This is a genomic window from Halothiobacillus sp. (assembly GCF_027346185.1).
Classification (GTDB): Bacteria; Pseudomonadota; Gammaproteobacteria; order Halothiobacillales; family Halothiobacillaceae; genus Halothiobacillus.
Genome location: NZ_DAIESY010000162.1, coordinates 1 through 21,149, shown reverse-complemented (window position 1 = coordinate 21,149; position 21,149 = coordinate 1). Strand labels below are relative to the sequence as shown.

Genomic DNA, 21,149 nt, shown 5'->3' with positions numbered 1-21,149 from the left:
CATCACTGCTGACTTCAAGCTAAAATATCCCCCGTCATTTCCGCCACATCTGGTCTTCTCATGCCTACACCCCAAGAAATAGCCCAACTACGTGCCGATCTGGTTCAAACCACCACGCTGATGAATCAATCGCTCACGCTGCATTCCACCTGGGGATTGTTCTCCCCGCGTGAAATCGACGAAGGCACACGTTTACTGATGGGTTTTCTAAATGCGCCGGAACCCGGCCAGACTATTGTGGATCTGGGATGCGGCTATGGACCGATCGGGCTGGCCCTCGCAAAGGCCCAACCCAAAGCAGAAGTGATTTTGCTCGACAAGGATTTCGTCGCCTGCGCATTTGCGGCAAGCAATGCCAAACTCAATCATTTGGGCAACGTCGTCGTCAAGCCCAGCAACGGTCTCGATGCCCTGCGCGGCCAACAACATGTGGATCGAATCGTATCGAACGTCCCTGCCAAGGTGGGCAAGGAGATGTGGTCGATCATGCTCTGGGATGCTGCCGAGGCGCTCAACCCCGGCGGGGATATCTGGTTTGTGAGTATCAACGGGTTGCGCGACTACTTCAAACGCACATTCAAGGAACAGTTCGGCAACTACGAAAAAATCAAACAGGGCCAGAGCTACACCATTCATCGAGCAATCAAATCTTAGACTTTTCCAGGTTTGCCTTGACGTTTAACCGACATTCATCATCCGATCGAGAGTATTTCCAGTGACGACTGATTTCTATACCTGGCATGTGCAGGGCGATGGCACAGCGCGCCTGCTTCCCCTTTCAGATGAAACGCCCTGCGCGGGACCAGTCTGGGTGCACCTGAATTACGCCCAGCCTGAAGCCCAGGAATGGATACGTAGTCAAGTCGATCTGGACAGCACGGTTCAGGACACCCTTTTGGCTGGAGTGACTCGACCACGCGCCTTGATTCTCGATCAAGGCCTGCTGCTGACGCTGCGTGGCATCAATCACAACCCGGGGCAAGAGCCAGACGACATGATCGGCATCCGGCTCTGGATCACGCCAAAGCTCATCATCAGCACTCATCTGCGCACCTTGCGGGCAGTCAATACGTTGCAGCGCGATATGGAAACAAACAATGCGCCCAAAGATGCCGGGCAATTTGTCACGCGGCTCGTTGAACTTCTGAACGACAACATGCTGGATACGATCGAAGAAATCGACGAACTCACCGGCAATTACGAGAAAATCATGCTAATCAGTGAAGATGTCGAACCGGTGTCCGACCGCGACCTGGCCGATCTGCGCACGATGATTCTCACGTTGCGGCGTTATCTGGGCCCTCAAAGGGATGCATTGCTCACCGTTATCGGCAGCCATCTGATCTGGATGAAGAAAGGGCCGATCCAGCGCCTGCGCGAAGCGGAAAACAGACTGACTCGCTATCTTGAGGTACTGGATGCCTCCCGAGACCAAATGCGCATTATTCAGGAACAGTTGCAGACCCGCTCCAACAATGAACTGAACAAACAACTGACCTTCCTCACTGCGCTATCAGCCATTTTCCTGCCGTTGACGTTCATTACCGGCCTGTTCGGGGTCAACATCGACGGTATTCCGGGCAATCAGGGGCATCCGTGGGCCTTCAGTATCTTCGCTCTGCTACTGGGGGCACTGGGCGCCGTTCTCATCTACCTGTTCAAACGCGCCCGATTGTTCTGACCGCTCGCGCCGCTTGCTCAACTCAAGAGGCACGAGACATCAACTTGGATAATGCCCGAACACCAGTGGCTCGTAGAATTGTTTTTTTATGATCAAAACGTGCTGTCGACACCTTCGGGACAGGCTTTGGGTCATCGATTTCTTGCCGCACCTTCGCCTGAGCGGGCAACAACGGCAGAAACCCTGCCGCCATAATCTCCAATGCGTCATGCATCCCCAAACAATTCAGAACCTCTTCGGGCGCTTCGATGAAACGCGCATAAGAAATTCCCCCAAGATGCAGCCGGCAGGCTGCATAAACTTCAGCCCATTCAATCGATGCAGTATGTGTGGCGGTATCAAGTACGTGACCCATGATTAATCTCCATGTGTGTCTATTTAATCTACACGAATAGATAGTAGACACTTGATCGAGATGCGTCAATATTGTTTAGTCAAGTTTATTGACACATGTTGTATTTACGGCACAATGATGCATAACAGGCTGCTGAAATGAGTATTTCAGCAGCCTGTTATGCGGGACATGGATGTCCCGCCCACGAATACGGGCGTGTACCGGATTCGTAAGGGCTGAAAAATCATCTACCGGCACACACAAAAGACCATGCTTAATCACGCTGAAATCGCGGCCCTGAAATGGGATGTTCGACAACGCCTCACGCTATTGGAAAGCACACTGTTGCTCACGGGTTGGGTGCGCACGCAGGCGCTCGTCGAGACGTTCAGCATCAGTCGGGCTCAGGCATCCAAGGATTTTGCGGTGTACATGAACCTTCGCCCCGATAACCTCAAGTACAACAAATCACTGAAATATTATGAGGCTGGTGACACGTTCACCCCGCTACTGCTCACCGGTTCGGCCACGGATGTACTCAATGCCCTGCAGGTGGTTAATCCACAACAAACACCCGTGGTTACCCTGGCTGCCACTTTGCCAGCCATCCAGGTGGTACAGCCCCTGGATCGTCAACTGGATTGGTCGGTTCTGAAGGCTGTGAGTCAGGCCATCTGCCAAAAACGCAAACTCAAGGCTGCGTACCAGTCCATGAATCGCAATGAACCAACCGAGTTGACCCTCTCGCCGCATCATTTGGTGTTCAGTGGTTTCCGCTGGCATGTGCGCGCATTCAGTGATACGCATCAGGCATACCGTGATTTCGTATTGGCACGATTCAGGGGAGAGGCGCCCCAATTGCTGAATGAAACTGCGATCACGGGCGATCACGATGAGGCATGGCATCAAACCATTGATGTGATCATCGAGCCGCACCCGGACCTTCCGGAAAGCCAGCGAATGATTCTGGCCGAGGACTACGGAATGGTCGATGGAACACGTTGCGAGCCCGTTCGTCAGGCTTTACTGCCCTACTTCTTGCGGTTGATGCAAATTGAGCCCGAACGGCAACACCCCGACCCGAAAATCCAGCAGATCATCCTGAAAAACCCGGAACAGGTTCAACCGTTTTTGTGGAACAACAACACGCCTGCAGAAAATGGGTGTTAATTCGGGCGGGTGCTAGCGACTGGGCAAATAGGCCATGGGATCGACGGGTTTACCATCCCGACGTATCTGGAACAACAAACTGCCGGTTTTATCCTTTGCACGCCCATCTCGCCGCCCCATGGTCGCCACGACTTGCCCTATCTGAACGGACTGCCCCTCCTTCACTAGAAGGCTGCGGTTGTAACCATAAGCCGATAGCCATGTCGAATCATGCTTGATGATCAAGAGATTACCGTATCCAGGCAGACCATTGCCGGCATAAACCACTTCCCCGGCTGCGCTGGCACGAACAGGTTCTCCGATTTGACCTGCCAGAATCAACCCCTTTTGCTGCTTGCTTTGGTCAATAAACCGACTCAGAACACGTCCGTTAACCGGCCACTGCCAAGCCACGCCCTGAGACGAAACGGAGGCATTGGAGCGGGTTGAGGCTGATTGGGAGGTCGGTTTCGTGGCCGAAGGTTGATGTGGAACGGCTTGTGTCGTCGTGTTTGCGGCGGCTCGTGCGGTTTGCCCTGGCGGCGTCAGTCTCAGTATTTGCCCCGCACGCAAATCACGCGGATTGCGGATGCCGTTCCAACGCGCGACATCACGCCAATCCAGATCATTCGCCACGGCAATGGAGTAGAGCGTGTCCCCCGGTCGAACGCCTATGGCCGAAGCTTCTTGCCCTGCCCACCGATCAAAATGAGACCCTGTGGCGCAGCCCGACAAGGTGATCACGCCAAGCAGCAACCCAACCCATGCCATCCGGACGGGCCCCATACGGGCAGCAAGACGCGATAACTGGTTCACGATGGGATAATGCACTCCATTCGGTCAGTATTTCGTCCATCGCCATAGAATCACGGCGATGGCCAGTAAAGCGACCGTCAACCAACCCAGCCACTCAATATAGTGGCGGAGCTTGGGGGCAATCTTCGGCCCGGCCCAGGCGATCAACCCGGCGACCAGATAAAACCGCCCGCCTCGCCCGGCCAGAGAAGCGACAAAAAACAAGGCCGGATTCATGGTCAGCGCACCGGCCGTAATCGTAAACGCCTTATAGGGAATGGGTGAAAAACCCGCCACGATGATCGCCCAGAATCCCCACTCATCAAACCAGAGTCTGGCTTTTTCAAAAACCGAACCATAGCCCCATTGCTGGATATAGGGCATCAGCCAATCAATTGCCAGCCAGCCGATCAAATACCCGAATAGGCCGCCAACGGCAGAAAAGACGGTTGCAATGGTCGCAAACTGCCACCAACAGCGCGGGCGGGCCATGGCCATTGGAAGCAGCATGACATCGGGAGGAATCGGGAAAAACGAGGATTCCGCGAAGCTTAGTCCGCCCAGTGCAACTGGCGCATGTCGATGCGCTGACCAGGATAAAACTCGATCGTAAAGAGCGCCAAATAGTCTCAAGACTGTTCTCCATGAAGCATGGGGACAAAACTGACCGCATCGAAAAACTGACTCCTGAAGTCCGTTTCGGTACGGGTAATCACGGTAAGTCGCTGGGCCCCACCCTGCGCACCAACCGGCACAATGAGTCGACCGCCGACGGCCAGCTGCACTTTAAGCTCATCGGGAATGGTTGGTGGCGCCGCGGTCACGATGATTCCATCGAATGGAGCCTGCGAAGGCCATCCCTTGAAACCATCTCGGTGCAAATAACGGATATTCAACAATCCCAGCCTGCGGTGACGGGCCTTGGCCACGTCAAGAAAAGTCCCGATCCGTTCGATCGTGAACACCGCACAACCACATTGAGCAAGCACAGCGGCCTGATACCCCGAACCGGTGCCGACCTCCAACACCCGTTTCACCGGGATACTCGCCCCCAGAAGCAGCTCGGACATCCGCCCCACAATATAAGGCTGGGATAATGTCTGTCCTTGCCCGATGGGCAACGAGCAATCGTCATATACCCGCATCCGCAGGGCTTCATCGACAAATGCCTCGCGTGCCAAGGTGTTCATCGCGGTCAGAACCTTGGGGTTGGTTACGCCCTGCTGCCGCACTCGTTCGATCATGGCGCCACGTGCCCAGGTATAGTCCGGCCCTCGTTTGGAATAAGGCGGAAGCTCGACTTCAACTTGACGAGCCGTTTTCTTTGCCGTCTTCTCGTGCACACGCAGTTCTGGCTTGCCTGATGAAGACAATATCTTCTTCAGACGTGGAAAATCAGACGATGTCATTTGGGCAAAGCACACACGGGTTCAGCCAACCAGTCGGCGACACCGGGTATGGCGCTGTGCCGCGTCATATCGAATTGCACCGGGGTAACCGAGATGTGTCCGGCCGCGACAGCGGCAAAGTCCGTGCCTTCGCTTGCATCCGCACCTTCGCCCGCAGCACCAATCCAGAAGATTTCCCGATCACGAGGATCTCGATCACGAACGATCCCCGATGAAGGATGGCGGCGACCCAAACGGGTGGCGAGCATGGGTTTGATCTGATCGGCCGGTAAATCCGGCACGTTGACATTCAGCAGTGTAAACGCGGGCAGGGGGTGATTCACTAGGCGGCAGACCAAATCCACGACCGCATCGGCGGCAACACTCAAATGCTCTGGGTGATGTGCCGCGTTGGAAACGGCAATCGCCGGCAATCCAAGCGAACGGCCCTCTGTGGCTGCAGCAACCGTGCCCGAGTACAACACATCATCACCCAGATTCGAACCATGGTTGATGCCGGAAACAACAATATCGGGCACCACGGGCAGCAAACCTTGTATCGCCAGATGAACACAATCGGTTGGTGTACCATCCACCGCCCAGACATCCGGCTCGACCAGTCGGGGTCTCAACGGGCGGCTCAGCGTCAGGCTGTTGGATGCACCGCTGCGGTCTCGATCCGGTGCCACAATCGTTACATGCCCCAGCGCTTTAAGGCGCTCGGCCAAAATCCGTATCCCTGGCGAGAGGTAACCATCGTCATTACTGACCAGAATATTCATGAATTTGCATCCAAACGATAACGAGGGCATAAGGATACCGGTGCGGCGGCTGCTTTACACCTCGCACTTGAACTAAAATCGAACAAAGTTATTTCATGGCATGAGCAATGGCGAAAAGCAGCAAAAAAACAGCACCACTCGCCCCTGAGGATATCGCCTTGTTTCACGAGGCTGTAGGCTCGGTTGAGCCGGTCGCAAATGCTTGTGTCGTGGTGGATGACGCACCACCAAAACCCGGTCACAGGAAGGTGATTCCAGAGCGGCTCAGCGATTTCATCGACCAGCATCTATCCGATGGATTCGCGCTGGAAGAACCCATCGAACACGGTGAGACCTTGAGTTATCTTCGGCCAGACAGCCCTCCTCCGCTACTGAGAAAGTTGAGACGCGGCCAATTCAGCGTTGCGGCCAGTCTCGATTTGCACGGCATGAGCATCGACGAAGCGAGAAACAGCATCGCTCGATTTTTCCTGGCGCAACGCCGGGACGTGCGATGCTGTGTCCGCATCGTTCACGGCAAAGGCAACCGATCGATTGGGCAGGTTCCCGTTCTCAAACGCATGGTGAACCACTGGCTGCCTCAGAGAGATGATGTCATCGCCTTCTGCTCAGCACCGCCGCATGATGGCGGCACAGGCGCAATTTACGTATTGTTACGCAAGTCCTAATCCCAGAAATTTAAACAAAATGCCAACACCAGCACATTTCCTCGCTCAGGCCATACGTGCCATTCCCGATTTCCCCAAACCCGGCGTCATCTTTCGAGACATCTCCCCGCTACTGAACCATTATTTCCGCGAGACAATCGATATGTTGTCTGCCCAGTTCACACCAGAAGAATGGGCAGAAATCGATGCTATCGTGGGGATTGAATCCCGCGGGTTCATTCTGGCTTCCGGAATGTCCTATGCCCAAAACAAGGGGCTCATGATCGTCCGCAAGCCGGGGAAGCTGCCGCCACCCAGACCTAGCGTACGTTACGCTCTCGAATATGGTGAAGACGAACTGCAAATGGCTACAAATCTGAATCCACAGCGCGTATTGATCATCGATGACGTGCTTGCCACGGGCGGCACGCTGCTTGGTACATGCGAACTCTGTACGCAATGCGGACATGAGATCAAAGGTATCGGCACCTTGATCAACCTCCCCGGCCTCAATCAATTCGCCTGGCCAAACACACCGGTGCGCAGCCTATTCACCTACTGAACAGTGAACAAAACGATGAAGAAAAACATACTCCTCGTCATGGCACTTCCACAGGAGAATGTGGGGAACCGTCTGGATCAGTTCGGCCTACCTATTCTTTACACCGGCGTCGGCAAGATTAACGCGGCAATAAAGCTGGGCGAAATCCTATCCAGAACGGATAAACAGTACATTGTCATCAATTTGGGGTCGGCAGGTTCACACCAGTATCCAGCCGGTGAAACACTGTGCATCACCCGGTTTTTTCAACACGATATGAATGCAACGGCGCTGGGTTTTGATCCGGGACAAACACCCTTTGAAGAGGACACACACATTACAGGCAGCCTGGCCATACCGGGGATAAAACAGGCAACCTGCTTCACCGGGGACAGTTTTGTCACCGAACGGCACCCTGATCTCGGCTTTGAAGTCATCGATATGGAAGCATATTCGCTGGCGAAAACGTGCCGCCACCACAACGCAGAATTCATCGCGCTGAAGTTTATTACCGATGGTGCAGACGGCCAGGCTGCACAGGACTGGCCAGAGGCGCTCAAAATGGCCACCGAGCATTTGAGCGTGGCGCTGGATGAAACTTTGAAACATCTGGAGCGTCTTCAACTGGCAAGCAAATAAAGCACGACTCAGTTGCCAGTTACAAGGAAATTATCCATGAAAAACCGGAAGCGGATTTTCGCCACCCTATTAATGTTATCTGCCGGCCCCCTGGCTATTGCCGGGACGTCGACAAATACACTTGGCGAGAAAATTGCCAGAAAGGGAACAGGTGACGTTCCAGCATGTGCGATTTGCCACGGCGATCACGGCGAAGGGAATATAAAGGCTGGCTATCCGAGATTAGCTGGCATGAATGCAGAATATCTAGATCAACAAATGACGCTGTATGCACAAGATGAGCGAAAAAATCGAATCATGCAGGAGTATGCACAAAAGCTGAGTATCGCAGAGCGACGGGCCGTATCGGATTACTACGCGAATCAGACCGCGCATTCACCACACATTGATCTCAAGACCCTGCCACCTCAGGCGGCGAAATTGCTGCAAGTGGGTGCGCCGAATCGGGGGATACCCAGTTGCTTCAGCTGCCATGGAGACAACGGACAAGGTAATAAGGATGGAATCGCGCCCATTGCAGGGCAATCTGCCATCTACTTTATCCATCAAATGAACGCGTGGCGGTTTAATGAACGCCCGGTGACAGAGGGTAACCCGATGGCAGTCATTGCAAAAACATTAACGCTGAAGGAAATCGCCTTGCTGGCGCATGCTCTGCAATAGAGTTTCCACCATTAAACAGACTACCGGTGATCAACAATGAAAGGTATTTTGGCGACAAAAGTACCTGCCGTCGTCGTAAAGCTAAGATCAGCCACCCAATCCGTTCGCGTCGTTGTGCAGACAGGCAGGATGATATTCTGAGCATAATTTCCATCACTGGAACGGGTCAGTGGATACCGGTTGATGCCCATGTCCATGCCCACCATCTGAAAATCCACAGAGACCGCACCCATCGATTTTGAGGCATCACCTTGCGGCTCCACGACCAGTGAAAACTTCTTCAGGGGCTTGATCTCTTTGGGTGCCCGGACAAGCACGTTGCCGATTTGTCCTAAGGACAAGTCACAACCAACACCTTTCAAAGTGCAGTCATTGGGAATAACCACCGCAATAACGGGGCCGTAAACGGTATCCTTGAGGCGAACTTGATCGGGGTTATGCCCCCAGATGAAACTCAGAGCAGCAAGAATGACAAACGTGGCTACAAGCCAACGAGCTTGATTCATCGACATACCTAGACCTCTCATTGTGAGTGTCCAGCCGTTCCACCTGTTCTGACGGGTAGTGAGTAGTGTAAAAAGCACCTATCCGTTTTTTAGTGGACACTTTTATAAACCTGACACCACCTGCTTGCCAACGGCGTTATCATCCCGCTGAATTCAAGGTTCAACAGATTGCCCTGTGTCAGCAACCCGGTGCATCGGTTGCCAGTGTGGCGCTGGAGCTCAAGAACCAGAAATTGACCCATGAGCTGGCATATTACCGCTGTATCCCTTTCGGGGCCAAAACCGAGGCCATGAGTGCCGAGCAACTACACCTGTTCGAAGACGATCTGGCTCAGGATGTCGCAGCCGTTGAGGCACAGTTCTCACCCCCCTGCCGATGCACAGCCCAGGACTAGTAGCCGAGCCGGTCGTCAGCCCTTGCCGGATCATCTAGTGCACGGAAGCGCAAGGGCCAAAGCCATTGACTTTACCTTCTAGGGAAACACTGATTTATTCACTCAATTAATCCCGAATTTGATGAACATCTGGCAAAATTCACCTGTCCTCGTCACAGGTAATTTTGCAATGCAAACGAGCTTCTCCGAACTGGAATACGCCACCAAGAAGAAACTGACCCGGCGCGATCGTTTTCTTGCCGAACTCGAAACCATTACCCCTTGGGCGGCTCTCGAACAGAGCATCGTGCCGTTCTACCCCAGTGACGGCGGTGTTGGTCGTCCGCCCAAGGGATTGAGCCGGATGCTGCGCATGTACATCGTCCAGCAATGCTTCGGCTTTTCCGACGAAGGGACAGAAGATGCCATTTACGACAGCCAGGCCATTCGCCGCTTCGTCGGGGTGGATCTTGCCCGCGATACGCCACCCGATGCCACCACGCTCCTGAAGTTTCGTCGCCTGCTTGAACAGCATCAACTCACTGAAGCCATCTTCAACACCATCAACGCCCACCTGGCCGATAAAGGTCTGTTTCTGCGCGAAGGCACCATCGTTGATGCCACCCTGATCGCGGCACCGCCGTCAACCAAGAACCAGACGGGACAACGCGACCCACAGATGCACCAGAGCAAGAAAGGTAATCAGTGGTACTTCGGCATGAAGGCGCACATCGGCGTGGATGCGCACTCCGGTCTAGTGCATGCCGTCATGGGCACAGCGGGGCATGTCAGCGACATCAGCCAGGCCCACGCCCTGCTGCATGGCGAGGAAGTTGTGGCGTTTGGAGATGCCGGGTATCAGGGCATCGAGAAGCGTGAAGAGCATCTGGAAACACCAGTGACTTGGCATGTTGCGATGCGTCCAGGCAAACGTCGTGCTTTAGACAAATCCCCCGAAGGCGAGCAGCAGGAACAGCTCGAACAGGCCAAGGCGAGCATTCGTGCCAAAGTCGAGCATCCATTCCATTGGGTGAAGAACGTGTTTCACCATCGCAAGACCCGCTATCGTGGATTGGCCAAAAACACGGCGCAGTTGTTCTCACTATTTGGCTTGGCGAATTTAATGCTGGCGCGTCGATGGTTGCTTGACCCTCGGGGGTAAGTTGCATCCTGAATATGGGAAATGAGCGAAAAATCGCTCAAAATGCACTCAAAATGCACTGATTTGAGCGAAAAAACCATCCGTTTGTCAGCTTGCTTCGTCAATAGTCTGTAGATTTGTCGGGGGCGGTGAATTATTCAGCATTTCCCTAGCGCTGACCGACATTGATCCGCTACGCCCAAACCGGCCTCCTGCCGATCGACAACACCATCTTCTCAGAGGGGATAGAAAAGGCCATGCTTCCCACTGCCCTCGGCAAGAAGAACGGGATGTTCGCTGAGAGTAAACGGGCAAGCAGAAGGACAGCGGCCATTCAGAGTCTGTTTGCCATCGCCAAACTCAACGACATTGAACCGGCTGCCTGATTAAAAGACACTCTCGAAAAACTGCCCACATGGCCCAACAACCGCATCGACGAATTGTTGCCCATTAAGCAGAAAGCATAAACGACCCAAATTTCACAGGTGGGGCGGCTGGACGCTGACGAAACACACCTACGGGCGTGTGGGAAGACGGGGCATTCGCCACCTTCTCCCTTGATGGGTAAGCCTGAGATGCGGGGTGCTGATCGAGGATTAAAGTAAGCGCCCCAGTAAGCGCAGGGCAATGGCGACAACAATTAGCCAATGATTGAAAAGGCCGCCATAAAGAACCACACGAACCCATTGACCGCAATTTCATTTAGGTCATAGCCCCCAAAAGCAGCCCCTAAAAAACAGCATGGCCAAAGCGATAGCCAGCCAGCACAGTCTGTTTTTTGCCGTGATGATTGAGCCGGAGTTTTCATGTCAAAGAACCGAGGATTAAGCCTAAAGATTAATGAGGACCAAAAAAGGTTGAAAGCAACCTTCAGGACAGACTCTGGAAGGCTGTTTGGTTTTATGTTCGGTCCTATTGCGTTCCTCTTTGGAAGAGCTGAATATCCCTTACACACAAAAATTCGGATAGGCTCAAATTCGGATAGGGTTGTTTTACTTGAAATATCCAGCCCAGAACACTCAGTAACAACCGAGATTTATTCCAGTGTACGCGTCAGCACAAGCGCATCCTCGCGTCCCTGTTTGGCCGGATAATAGGCTTTTCTGAGACCAACCTGCTCGAATCCGTAGGCCGAGTACAACTGCTTCGCCCCTGCGTTACCCTCTCGCACCTCAAGCCAGAGGCTATCCACCTCGGCTTTTTTCGCTTGTTCAATCATGTATTCCAGCAACAACCGACCGACGCCTCGTCGTTGCCTTTTCGGGTCGACGCACAGATTCAACAGATGCCATTCATTGAGTATCGGCATCACCACACTGAAACCCAGTAATGTTGACCGATCATACGCGCCATCAAGGTAATAACCCGATCGCATGCAGTCCTTGAAAACGCGCTCGGACCACGGGAAGATGTGCGCCGCCTGCTCAATCCGTTGCACGGCGGGCAAATCTTCTTCATCCAGGGAGAGTATGTGTGCAATGGGAGGGGGCACAGGTGAAACCGTAGTACTTTGGTCGATTTGCCCATTCATGCGTTCGAGCCTACCAGCAAACGCCACAGAGCACGCTTGGCCTGTCCGCTCCGCCTGAGCTCTGCAAGCGACCAGGTCAGCCCGTTGCAATGAACCGAGGGTGGCTGTTCTTCCGATGCAGATTGATGTATCGCCGTCTTCCCCGAGGGAAGACAACGCGAAATGGCCGAAACCAGTTTTGAGAATTCAGCATCGTTTGCGGCGATGAAGCACAGTCCCGCACCCGGCACCGGTTCGGCCGCGGATACTTCTACAACTTTCGGTGAATCCGCCAGAGGAATGCGCTGTTTCGCGGCCGGTACATCGGATATCGAAATATCCGTTTTCAATGGAGCAACCGGCTCGGACGAATGACCCGGCCATGGCGCTCGCAACACCCACTGCTCGATACCCAACCAGTGAAGTGCCGGGATGCTATCCATTCACGCGCTGCCGGGACAAAACGTTCACACGTCGCCCATTTGAGGGTGGGCGCGCTCGGCGGGCTTTTGCAGGCGGTCAAGTGCATTGAGATAGGCCTTGGCCGAAGCCACCACGATGTCGGTATCGGCACCCTGCCCGGTCACGATGCGACCCGCCCGTTCAAGACGCACATTCACCTCGCCCTGGGCATCGGTACCGCTGGTGATGTTGTTGACGGAATACAGTTGCAGATTAGCACCCGATTGCATCATGTTCTCGATACACACGAATGCCGCATCGACTGGTCCGGCACCCTGTGCTGTGGCCGATTTCTCCTCACCCGCCACGGAAATCACCAAGGTGGCCGTTGGCACTTCGCCGGTTTCCGAACAGACTTTCAGCGAAACAAGCTTGAGTTGCTCGACCTGATCTTCGTGCACTTCGGAAACAAGTGCCTGAATATCCTCGTCGAAAATTTCACGCTTCTTGTCGGCCAGATCCTTGAATCGCCGGAAGGCATCGTTCAATGCTTCTTCGCTGGCCAGATCGATACCGAGTTCGGACAAGCGACTACGGAAGGCGTTGCGACCGGACAACTTGCCCAAAGACAGCTTGTTGGTCGTCCAACCCACGTCTTCTGCACGCATGATCTCGTAGGTTTCACGATGTTTGAGCACACCATCCTGATGAATGCCTGATTCATGGGCAAAAGCGTTCGCGCCCACAATGGCCTTGTTCGGTTGCACCGGATAACCCGTGATGGTGGAGACCAGTTTGGAAATCGGCACAATCTGGGTGGCATCAATCCGGGTGTCGAGACCGAACACATCCTGGCGTGTGCGGACGGCCATCACCACTTCTTCAAGCGACGCATTACCCGCCCGCTCTCCCAAACCATTGATGGTGCATTCAACCTGACGCGCGCCAGCCAATACGGCAGAAAGCGAGTTGGCGACCGCCATGCCGAGATCGTTATGACAATGCGTGGACCAAATCACGCGATCTGACCCGCGCGTACGGCGAATCAACTCGGCCATGCGCTCGCCCCATTCGCCGGGTGTGGAGTAACCCACGGTGTCCGGTACGTTCAAGGTGGTGGCACCGGCTTCGATAGCCGCTTCAAAGATACGCACCAGAAAATCGATCTCGGAACGAACCGCATCCTCGGCAGAAAATTCCACATCGTCGGTGTACGTACGGGCCAGCTTGACCGCTTTTACCGCATGCTCGACGACCTCATTCGGCGTCATGCGCAGCTTCTTCTCCATGTGGATCGGGCTGGTTGCAATGAAGGTATGGATGCGCTTGCGGGCCGCAGGGGCAATGGCCTCACCGGCGCGACGAACATCCCGCTCGTTGGCACGGGCAAGAGAACATACGGTTGAGTTTTCGATGGTTTCGGCGATCGCGCGGATAGCCGCAAAATCACCTTCACTTGCGGCGGCAAAGCCGGCTTCGATCACGTCGACACCCAGACGCTCCAGTTGCCGCGCGATACGGAGTTTGTCTTCACGGGTCATTGCGGCACCGGGGCTTTGTTCCCCATCACGCAAGGTCGTATCGAAAATAATCAAGGAGGAATTCGGTTTGTTAGCCACAGGGGTATTTTCTTTCGGCTGATTCATGATTCTATTGCGCCTCAATCGTGAACGTCTGCACGTTCTGATGACTTGAATTTATGGGTTAGGGCACGTTTGGCCACGTCTGGCTATGAGCGTTATTTACTGCCGAACGGCAGTCGCAGATCCAACAGCTTGAGCAGCAGAGCGCCAGACGCGCAAAAACTTTCCGCCGGAAAACCGCGAGAAGTTGAGGCGCGTGCAGAAGAGGTAACATTCATCATCATGGGGCAAAAATAGCCCGCAGAGGCAATAAGGTCAAGCAGACTGTATTTGTCATAAACTGCTCGTCCTGAATCGACCACCAAATTCGACATATCAAACTCCCGTTGCAGAACTCAGAACAGGGCACTTCGAAAAACCTACTGCGCGACCCGATTGCTGCGTTGGGCGGTGCTCGCTCCCTAACGCGTAGCTGGCGCAAGCCCGCCTATCTATTTGATATGTCTCGGTCGCTGCGCTCCGGCCGCCTTGCACTCGGGCCACTAACGCGGAGCTGGCGTCAGCCCGTAACGGTTTTTCAAAGTACCCAACACATGTTTTATCTGGAATAAAGCGGAACACGTAAATTCTGCTACAATTTTTCGATGCAAAACTTATACATAAAAGCCATGACAGGTTTGACATGAGCAATCCCGATCCACAACAACCGGCATTCGAGCATTCAGCCGGTGGCACAACAGCCACTGTTCGCGGCGAATCCTGCCCGGAAGCATGCGAACCGGCCTGCGAGGATGGCTTGTTCCCTATTCGCGCCGTATCCAACATCACGGGGGTGAACCCGATCACCCTGCGTGCATGGGAGCGTCGCTACAACCTCATTCGCCCCACCCGAACAGCAACGGGCCATCGCCTTTACAGCGCGGCCGATATTCAGGAGATTCAGCGCATCCTGGCATTGTCGGCACAAGGTGTCGGCTTCACACAAATTGCTCAGATACTGGCGCGAGAATCTCGCTCGACCGCAAACCATCAAACACCAGCCGATCACTTGTCGCTGGCTGCGCCTGAACCCAATTCAGAGCTCCTGGCAGAGCCATCGACACAGGGAAAAGGTCTGATCGAAAGCCTGAAACAAGCCATCATTCATATGGATCCACTGGCTCTGAGGCGCATCGAGCAACAGGCAATGATGTGGCTGCCCCCTGAACAGGTGATGCGCTCGATCCTCATTGAAGCCTATCGACAACTCGAACAACGCGAATCCTGGCCGGATCGTGATCTGGGCTTGCGCTGGTTCGGCCACCATGTCCGTCAACGCCTCGAGTGGTGGCTGCTGCAACAGGCCAGGAAACCGGCGCTTTCGCATCCACTGGTTTTAATAGACACCACAACAGATCATCGACCGCTTTACTCAAACGAATGCCTGTTGATCATGGCGCTTGCCGGAAAATGTACTGTGCAACTGATCACGGCCACGTTATCCGAACCCCAGCGCGCCCGGTTGGTTAATCGATGGCAAGCGCAGCATTGGATTCGGCTACTCGAACCCTCCGAACCCCAGCCGGAGTGCCCGGGCGACCTGCTTTCAGGCTCAACCAGGCTGCATTGGTGTCAGATCATCTCAGATGAACAGGCATTATCCATCACACCCAATGGCGTATGCCAAGGCGGCCTTACCCGCTGCCAGCGGTATCTTCTGGAACAGATCGCTTAGTGCCTGTTATCATCAAGGTCGATTAAGTCAACTGTTCACGCGGGAGGTGGCCTCAGGTCATGCTGGATTCAGAGTTACTGCAAAAAGCAGTGGAGGCGTCAAACGATGGAATCGTTATCGCGGAACAGGAAGGTGGCGATAACATTCTTATTTACGCCAATGCCGCCTTTGAACATCTCACGGGCTATCTTCGGGACGAAATCCTGTATCAGGACTGCCGGTTTCTGCAGGGAGATGATCGAGATCAGGCGGCCCTTTCAGAAATAAAATCAGCCATCAAGGAAGGCCGCCCGACCCGTGTCGTAGTGCGCAATTACCGCAAAGATGGAACGTTGTTTTGGAATGAACTATCCATTACACCGATATTCAACGATAAAGATCAGTTAACTTACTTCATAGGAATCCAACACGACGTCTCTGAACTGGTTCGGCTGCAAGAGGAAAACAATGCGCTTAAGGCCCAACTGGCGAAAATCAGCGCTACACGGTCACAAAATAGTGTGCCCACCGCTTGATTTTAAATATAGTATGGCTCGCTTGCCCTTAAACGGAATTATCGGTTACACCACGTTATGACTCCTCCTGCTATCACTGGCCTTCTGGCTGCCCTCGTAAAGACTTCTGTCATCGAACCACAACGAGCGACCGAGATTCTGGGAAAGTCGCGCGCAAGCAAGGAACCCATTATTCAGACGCTGATCAATAGCGGGGTTTCCTCGGCCAAAATTGCCCAAGCGGCATCAAAAAACTTCGGTCTACCCCAGATCGACCTAGATGCGTTCGACACCACTGATTTGCCCACAGCCATCGTTCCCGCAAAACTGCTTGAACATGGCAATGCCTTACCTCTACGCAAGCGCGGACGACGTTTAACGGTCGCCATGGCCGACCCGTCGGATCTCGGCATTCTTGAGAATTATCGATTCAGCACTAACCTCGCCATTGATGTGGTCGTAGCGGAATCCCAGAAAATCAACCGACTGCTGGAAGAAGCCAGCAGCAAGGCAATGGCCAATCTTGCCAATCTCGATGACGATCTGGCCAATATACAATTCGACGAAGGTGATATTGCCGGCGACAGCAGCACCAGTGAAGACCCTCTTCAGGACGATATCGTCGTCAAGTACGTGACCAAGGTGCTCACCGACGCCATCCGCCGCAAGGCTTCAGATATTCATATAGAACCCTATGAGAAGAAATTACGTATTCGCGTTCGTATTGACGGCATCCTGACCGAAATACCACCACCGCCTTACCAACTGGCCGACCGCATCGTTTCCCGCGTTAAGGTCATGAGCCGCATGGATATTTCCGAACGACGAGTACCGCAGGATGGTCGGATCAAGCTCAAGCTTTCCGCCGGTCGCTCGATCGATTTCCGGGTCAACTCGCTCCCGACCCTGTTCGGCGAAAAGATTGTTCTGCGTATTCTCGACCCCACCAGCGCGCAACTCGGTATCGATTCGCTCGGCTATGAAGAAGACCAGAAACAACTCTACATGAAAGCGCTGGAGCGCCCCTATGGCATGATTCTGGTTACCGGCCCTACCGGTTCGGGTAAGACCGTGTCGCTGTACACAGGTCTTAATATCCTCAACACCATGGATCGGAATATTTCAACGGCGGAAGATCCTGCTGAGATCGTGGTACCCGGAATCAATCAGGTCAACGTCAATGTGCGCGTAGGTCTTACGTTTGCGAGCGCCCTACGCGCCTTTCTGCGTCAAGATCCCGACATTATCATGGTTGGTGAGATCCGGGATCTGGAAACAGCCGAAATCGCCATCAAAGCGGCACAAACAGGTCACTTGGTGTTGTCCACGCTGCATACAAACGACGCACCACAAACGCTTACCCGCTTATTGAACATGGGTATACCCGGTTACAACATCGCTTCATCCGTAAACCTGATCATTGCACAGCGACTCGCACGACGGTTATGCAACAACTGTAAAAAGGTGGATCATGTACCGGACGAAGAACTTGTGCGCGAAGGCTTCAAACCCGCCGATGTTCAGGCGGGCCTCAAGATTTTCAAAGCAGTCGGTTGCGATCAGTGCACCAACGGATACAAGGGTCGCGTCGGTATTTACCAGGTAATGCCCGTCTCTGAAGAAATGGGACGAATCATCATGCGAGGCGGCAATTCTATGGAACTGGCAGAGCAGGCGGCTAAAGAAGGGATTAATGACTTACGGCAATCCGGCATGCGTAAAGTGAAAGCCGGCGTGACCAGCCTCGAAGAACTCAATCGGGTGACCAAGGATTAAGGGAGAGCTCCATGGCAATTGCAGCGACCGCAAAGAAGAAACCCAAGGACGAGAAAACGATTTTTGTTTACGACTCGAAAAACAAGGATGGAAAACTCGTCAAAGGCGAAATGAGTGCACTCAATGAGATGGTTGTGCGAGCCGAGGTACGGCGACTGGGCTTGACTGTCATCAGGGTCAGGAAAAAGCCCAAACCCTTATTCAGTAACAAAGGGACTATCAACGCAAGGGACATTGCTGTTCTTGCACGACAGCTCGCCACCATGATGACTGCCGGCCTACCCATTGTCCAAGCACTGGACATCATGGCGCAAAGTGCTGAAAAAGTATCTATGAGGGAATTGATTTTCACCGTTAAAAATGATGTGGAAAGTGGTTTGACCTTGGCCGATGCCATGGATAAACACAGGAAGTATTTCGACGAGTTATTTGTTAACTTGGTGCGCGCAGGTGAAGATTCTGGCTCACTTGAACTCGTTCTTGACCGCATCGCGGTGTATAAGGAGAAGAGCGAAAGTCTTAAGGGGAAAATCAAGAAAGCGCTGTTCTACCCCATTGCAGTCGTGGTTGTAGCCTTTATCGTAACGGCCATTCTTCTGATATTCGTAATCCCACAGTTCAAGGAACTATTCGATGGGTTTGGTGCCAGTTTGCCGGCCTTTACCCTATTCGTCATTGGTCTTTCAGAGGCTTTTCAGAAACACTGGATGTGGATTTTCGGCAGTATTGGTCTGGCCATCTTCCTGTTCGTTTACGTCAAGCGTCGCTCGGATCGTTTCAACCACTTTCTCGACATGCTGATTTTAAAGGTCCCGATTTTTGGCCCATTAACCGAAAAGGCAGCCATCGCCCGTTTTGCGCGTACTCTGGGCACGATGTTCTCGGCCGGGGTGCCCTTGGTTGAAGCCATGGAACCGACAGCGGGATCGACCGGTAATGCCATCTTCAAGGACGCCGTCATGAACATGCGCGACATCATCGCAGCCGGTTCACCACTCAAAGTGGCGATGCAGCAATCCAAGCTATTCCCTGTGATGGTCGTGCAGATGGTCGCCATTGGTGAAGAAACCGGTGCTTTGGATACCATGCTCGGTAAGGTTGCCGATATGTATGAGGAAGAAGTCGACAATATGGTAGACGCCATGTCCAGCCTGCTTGAACCCATGATCATGGTGTTTCTTGGCGTAGTGGTGGGTGGTCTGGTTATTGCCATGTACCTGCCGATCTTCAAACTGGGTTCTGTGGTTTAAATCACTCAACACCACTTCTGGAAAGGCACGATAATGATCAACACATGGGTCGGTTTATTTAATGAGTCACCGATTCTGTGGTTGTCTGTTGCTTTAATACTGGGCCTGCTGGTCGGTAGCTTCCTCAATGTCGTTATACATCGCCTACCCATTATGTTGGAGCAAGGCTGGCGGCGCGACTGCCAGGAACTGCTGGAAATTGCCCCGTCTTCAAGCCCAGAAGTCTACAACCTGATCACGCCACGCTCGGCTTGTCCTCACTGCCATGCGCCAATCAAGGCGTGGCAGAACATCCCGATCATCAGTTGGCTGTGGCTGCGCGGCAAGTGCGCGCATTGCCAGCATGGAATCAGCATCCAATATCCGCTGATCGAACTGACAAGTGGCCTGCTTACCCTCTTGGCCGCGTGGTATTTCGGTGTATCTGAGACGGCGGTTGTTGTTTGGTTTTTCAGTTGGATTTTGCTTGCCGCTGCCATTATCGACCTGAAAACAACCCTGCTACCGGATAACCTGACCCTGCCTTTGATGTGGCTGGGCATACTGCTGGCCTTGACCGGGTTTGGCACGACAGTGACACTGGAGAACGCAGTACTCGGTGCGATGGCCGGCTACCTCGCGCTTTGGAGTATTTACTGGCTATTCAAGCTAATCACCGGACGCGAAGGCATGGGCTATGGTGATTTCAAGCTACTCGCCGCGCTCGGTGCATGGTTAGGCTGGCAACAACTGCCGATGGTCCTTCTGCTTTCTGCTGGCGTGGGCGCCGTTGTCGGCATCGGCATGATTCTGTTCCTCAAGCACGACAAGCGGATACCCATTCCCTTTGGCCCGTACTTGGCAGGCGCCGGTTTGCTTGCTTACTATTTTGGCGACACACTGTTCCAAATGGTTTTTGGCATGCCCGGTACGTACTAGTCGACAGGCTGCAAGACGGGAATTAATAGGTACTGCGTTTCATGGCCTTGTTTGTGGGATTAACCGGCGGCATTGCCTGCGGCAAATCAACCGTGGCCCGGTTTCTGTCTGCCCGGAATATTCCGGTCATTGATACTGACCTCATCAGCCGGGAGTTGGTTGAACCCGGTCAACCCTGCCTCGATGAGCTATACCGCCACTTTGGCCCACAAATCCTCAACGAGGACGGCCATCTCAATCGAAAGGCAATGCGGGAGAAAATCTTTTCTGATCCATCCGCTCGCGCTGTTCTTGAAACCATTTTGCATCCGCAAATCCGCCGACTGGCCAAGGAGCGTGCAGAGCAATCGGCCACGCAAGCGCCTTATGTTCTGGTTGTCGTTCCCCTGTTGGCCGACCCCAAGGTTCGACCCCACTATCAGTGGTTGGACTTCGTCTTGGGTGTGCGGGCCACACCATCGATTCAGAAAGCCCGTTTGCTCGAACGTCCGGGTATCGACCCGGCATTGGCCGACCAGATGATCGCGGCACAAAGCTCGGATCGTGAACGTGACGCCGTCGTGAACGAATGGATCATAAACACAGGAGACTTAACGGCCTTGGCTCGTCAAGTCGACCGGTGTCATCACAAGCTCCTTGCGCTGGCAGCGGAACGGGCGCCTTCTGAATAGACTCAACCCGATCCCGAACGAACCTGCTCAAAACGCAACCAGCGTTGCAACTGCCACCAAGCCGTATCCCCTACGCGGCGACGGGTTATCCATATCGGGAAATATCCTTCGTGGTGTTTCAGTACCAGACCAACAAGCTGGGGCCCCGTCCATAACCAGGTGACATCACCCTCCAGCAGTCGGCCCGTTCC

At 53.7% G+C, this 21,149-nt stretch carries 26 protein-coding genes and 1 pseudogene; 16 read left to right on the top strand and 11 right to left on the bottom strand.

Features of this window, described 5'->3' with window-relative positions; all coding sequences use genetic code 11:
* Positions 1-60 precede the first annotated feature (60 nt).
* Together M7R55_RS11410 and M7R55_RS11405 are read left to right on the top strand one after the other, a co-directional pair.
* Entirely contained in the window at positions 61-654 is a 594-nt protein-coding gene (locus M7R55_RS11410) for a methyltransferase (protein WP_298220665.1), read from the top strand.
* 61 nt (positions 655-715) lie between these two features.
* Complete coding sequence (locus M7R55_RS11405; protein WP_298220663.1) at positions 716-1,681, top strand: zinc transporter ZntB; 966 nt, start codon at positions 716-718, stop codon at positions 1,679-1,681.
* Between the two features lie 22 nt (positions 1,682-1,703).
* Here M7R55_RS11405 and M7R55_RS11400 read toward each other — a convergent pair whose 3' ends face one another.
* Positions 1,704-2,036 carry a hypothetical protein gene (locus tag M7R55_RS11400; RefSeq protein WP_298220661.1) on the bottom strand — a complete coding sequence of 111 codons (333 nt, stop codon included), beginning with the start codon at positions 2,034-2,036 and terminating at the stop codon, positions 1,704-1,706.
* Between the two features lie 249 nt (positions 2,037-2,285).
* Here M7R55_RS11400 and M7R55_RS11395 point away from each other — a divergent pair, with 249 nt between their 5' ends.
* Positions 2,286-3,185 carry a WYL domain-containing protein gene (locus M7R55_RS11395; protein ID WP_298220658.1) on the top strand — a complete coding sequence of 300 codons (900 nt, stop codon included), beginning with the start codon at positions 2,286-2,288 and terminating at the stop codon, positions 3,183-3,185.
* Positions 3,186-3,197: 12 nt separating this feature from the next.
* Here M7R55_RS11395 and M7R55_RS11390 read toward each other — a convergent pair whose 3' ends face one another.
* From M7R55_RS11390 to surE, 4 genes are all read right to left on the bottom strand, one after another.
* Entirely contained in the window at positions 3,198-3,980 is a 783-nt protein-coding gene (locus M7R55_RS11390) for a peptidoglycan DD-metalloendopeptidase family protein (protein WP_298220656.1), read from the bottom strand.
* A gap of 24 nt (positions 3,981-4,004) precedes the next feature.
* Positions 4,005-4,592 (bottom strand): YqaA family protein, encoded by a 588-nt coding sequence (locus M7R55_RS11385; RefSeq protein WP_298220654.1) that lies wholly within the window; start codon positions 4,590-4,592, stop codon positions 4,005-4,007.
* Positions 4,589-5,203, bottom strand: coding sequence for a protein-L-isoaspartate(D-aspartate) O-methyltransferase (locus M7R55_RS11380; protein ID WP_298220680.1), 615 nt, complete (start codon positions 5,201-5,203; stop codon positions 4,589-4,591). The genes M7R55_RS11385 and M7R55_RS11380 overlap by 4 nt, the downstream gene beginning before the upstream one ends.
* A 161-nt stretch (positions 5,204-5,364) precedes the next feature.
* Positions 5,365-6,129, bottom strand: a complete 765-nt coding sequence (gene surE / locus M7R55_RS11375; protein ID WP_298220652.1) for a 5'/3'-nucleotidase SurE — start codon at positions 6,127-6,129, stop codon at positions 5,365-5,367.
* Between the two features lie 107 nt (positions 6,130-6,236).
* On the opposite strand from surE, the gene M7R55_RS11370 reads away from it, so the two are divergent.
* The 4 genes from M7R55_RS11370 to M7R55_RS11355 are packed head-to-tail and all read left to right on the top strand — an operon-like array spanning position 6,237 to position 8,619.
* Positions 6,237-6,797: a Smr/MutS family protein gene (locus M7R55_RS11370; RefSeq protein WP_298220650.1), complete on the top strand. Its 561-nt coding sequence runs from the start codon at positions 6,237-6,239 to the stop codon at positions 6,795-6,797.
* A gap of 19 nt (positions 6,798-6,816) precedes the next feature.
* The gene (locus M7R55_RS11365) at positions 6,817-7,338 is read left to right on the top strand and encodes an adenine phosphoribosyltransferase (protein ID WP_298220648.1); all 522 of its coding nucleotides are present in this window, start codon (positions 6,817-6,819) and stop codon (positions 7,336-7,338) included.
* 15 nt (positions 7,339-7,353) lie between these two features.
* Positions 7,354-7,956 (top strand): hypothetical protein, encoded by a 603-nt coding sequence (locus tag M7R55_RS11360; RefSeq protein WP_298220646.1) that lies wholly within the window; start codon positions 7,354-7,356, stop codon positions 7,954-7,956.
* 36 nt (positions 7,957-7,992) lie between these two features.
* Positions 7,993-8,619, top strand: a complete 627-nt coding sequence (locus tag M7R55_RS11355; protein ID WP_298220644.1) for a hypothetical protein — start codon at positions 7,993-7,995, stop codon at positions 8,617-8,619.
* Between the two features lie 20 nt (positions 8,620-8,639).
* Here M7R55_RS11355 and M7R55_RS11350 read toward each other — a convergent pair whose 3' ends face one another.
* Positions 8,640-9,125 carry a hypothetical protein gene (locus M7R55_RS11350; protein ID WP_298220642.1) on the bottom strand — a complete coding sequence of 162 codons (486 nt, stop codon included), beginning with the start codon at positions 9,123-9,125 and terminating at the stop codon, positions 8,640-8,642.
* Positions 9,126-9,217: 92 nt separating this feature from the next.
* On the opposite strand from M7R55_RS11350, the gene M7R55_RS11345 reads away from it, so the two are divergent.
* The 3 genes and pseudogenes from M7R55_RS11345 to M7R55_RS11335 form a co-directional block, all read left to right on the top strand.
* Positions 9,218-9,520 (top strand): hypothetical protein, encoded by a 303-nt coding sequence (locus M7R55_RS11345; protein ID WP_298220640.1) that lies wholly within the window; start codon positions 9,218-9,220, stop codon positions 9,518-9,520.
* Positions 9,521-9,689: 169 nt separating this feature from the next.
* Complete coding sequence (locus M7R55_RS11340) at positions 9,690-10,661, top strand: IS5 family transposase (protein WP_298220637.1); 972 nt, start codon at positions 9,690-9,692, stop codon at positions 10,659-10,661.
* Positions 10,662-10,777: 116 nt separating this feature from the next.
* Positions 10,778-11,107 (top strand): annotated as a pseudogene (locus M7R55_RS11335) (transposase domain-containing protein); the annotation flags it as partial.
* Positions 11,108-11,676: 569 nt separating this feature from the next.
* Here M7R55_RS11335 and rimI read toward each other — a convergent pair.
* The 4 genes from rimI to M7R55_RS11315 form a co-directional block, all read right to left on the bottom strand.
* Entirely contained in the window at positions 11,677-12,171 is a 495-nt protein-coding gene (rimI, locus tag M7R55_RS11330) for a ribosomal protein S18-alanine N-acetyltransferase (RefSeq protein WP_298220635.1), read from the bottom strand.
* Positions 12,168-12,593: a hypothetical protein gene (locus tag M7R55_RS11325; RefSeq protein WP_298220633.1), complete on the bottom strand. Its 426-nt coding sequence runs from the start codon at positions 12,591-12,593 to the stop codon at positions 12,168-12,170. Before M7R55_RS11325 ends, rimI begins: the two co-directional genes overlap by 4 nt.
* A 24-nt stretch (positions 12,594-12,617) precedes the next feature.
* The gene (locus M7R55_RS11320; protein WP_298220631.1) at positions 12,618-14,198 is read right to left on the bottom strand and encodes a 2-isopropylmalate synthase; all 1,581 of its coding nucleotides are present in this window, start codon (positions 14,196-14,198) and stop codon (positions 12,618-12,620) included.
* A 92-nt stretch (positions 14,199-14,290) separates the two neighbouring features.
* On the bottom strand, positions 14,291-14,509 hold the full coding sequence (locus tag M7R55_RS11315; RefSeq protein WP_298220629.1) for a hypothetical protein: 219 nt from the start codon (positions 14,507-14,509) through the stop codon (positions 14,291-14,293).
* Positions 14,510-14,817: 308 nt separating this feature from the next.
* Here M7R55_RS11315 and M7R55_RS11310 point away from each other — a divergent pair, with 308 nt between their 5' ends.
* Genes M7R55_RS11310 through coaE form a run of 6 tightly spaced genes read left to right on the top strand, consistent with a single transcriptional unit; the run spans position 14,818 to position 20,958 of the window.
* The gene (locus M7R55_RS11310) at positions 14,818-15,849 is read left to right on the top strand and encodes a MerR family transcriptional regulator (RefSeq protein ID WP_298220627.1); all 1,032 of its coding nucleotides are present in this window, start codon (positions 14,818-14,820) and stop codon (positions 15,847-15,849) included.
* Between the two features lie 59 nt (positions 15,850-15,908).
* On the top strand, positions 15,909-16,364 hold the full coding sequence (locus tag M7R55_RS11305) for a PAS domain-containing protein (protein ID WP_298220625.1): 456 nt from the start codon (positions 15,909-15,911) through the stop codon (positions 16,362-16,364).
* Between the two features lie 57 nt (positions 16,365-16,421).
* A complete protein-coding gene (gene pilB, locus M7R55_RS11300; protein ID WP_298220623.1) occupies positions 16,422-18,119 on the top strand; it encodes a type IV-A pilus assembly ATPase PilB in 1,698 nt (565 codons plus the stop codon).
* Between the two features lie 11 nt (positions 18,120-18,130).
* Positions 18,131-19,369: a type II secretion system F family protein gene (locus M7R55_RS11295; protein WP_298220621.1), complete on the top strand. Its 1,239-nt coding sequence runs from the start codon at positions 18,131-18,133 to the stop codon at positions 19,367-19,369.
* 33 nt (positions 19,370-19,402) lie between these two features.
* Entirely contained in the window at positions 19,403-20,287 is an 885-nt protein-coding gene (locus M7R55_RS11290; protein ID WP_298220619.1) for an A24 family peptidase, read from the top strand.
* Between the two features lie 41 nt (positions 20,288-20,328).
* Entirely contained in the window at positions 20,329-20,958 is a 630-nt protein-coding gene (gene coaE, locus M7R55_RS11285; RefSeq protein ID WP_298220617.1) for a dephospho-CoA kinase, read from the top strand.
* Between the two features lie 2 nt (positions 20,959-20,960).
* Here the strand turns inward: coaE and M7R55_RS11280 are convergent.
* The coding region (locus M7R55_RS11280) for a hypothetical protein (protein WP_298220615.1) at positions 20,961-21,149 on the bottom strand (189 nt) is incomplete at its 5' end.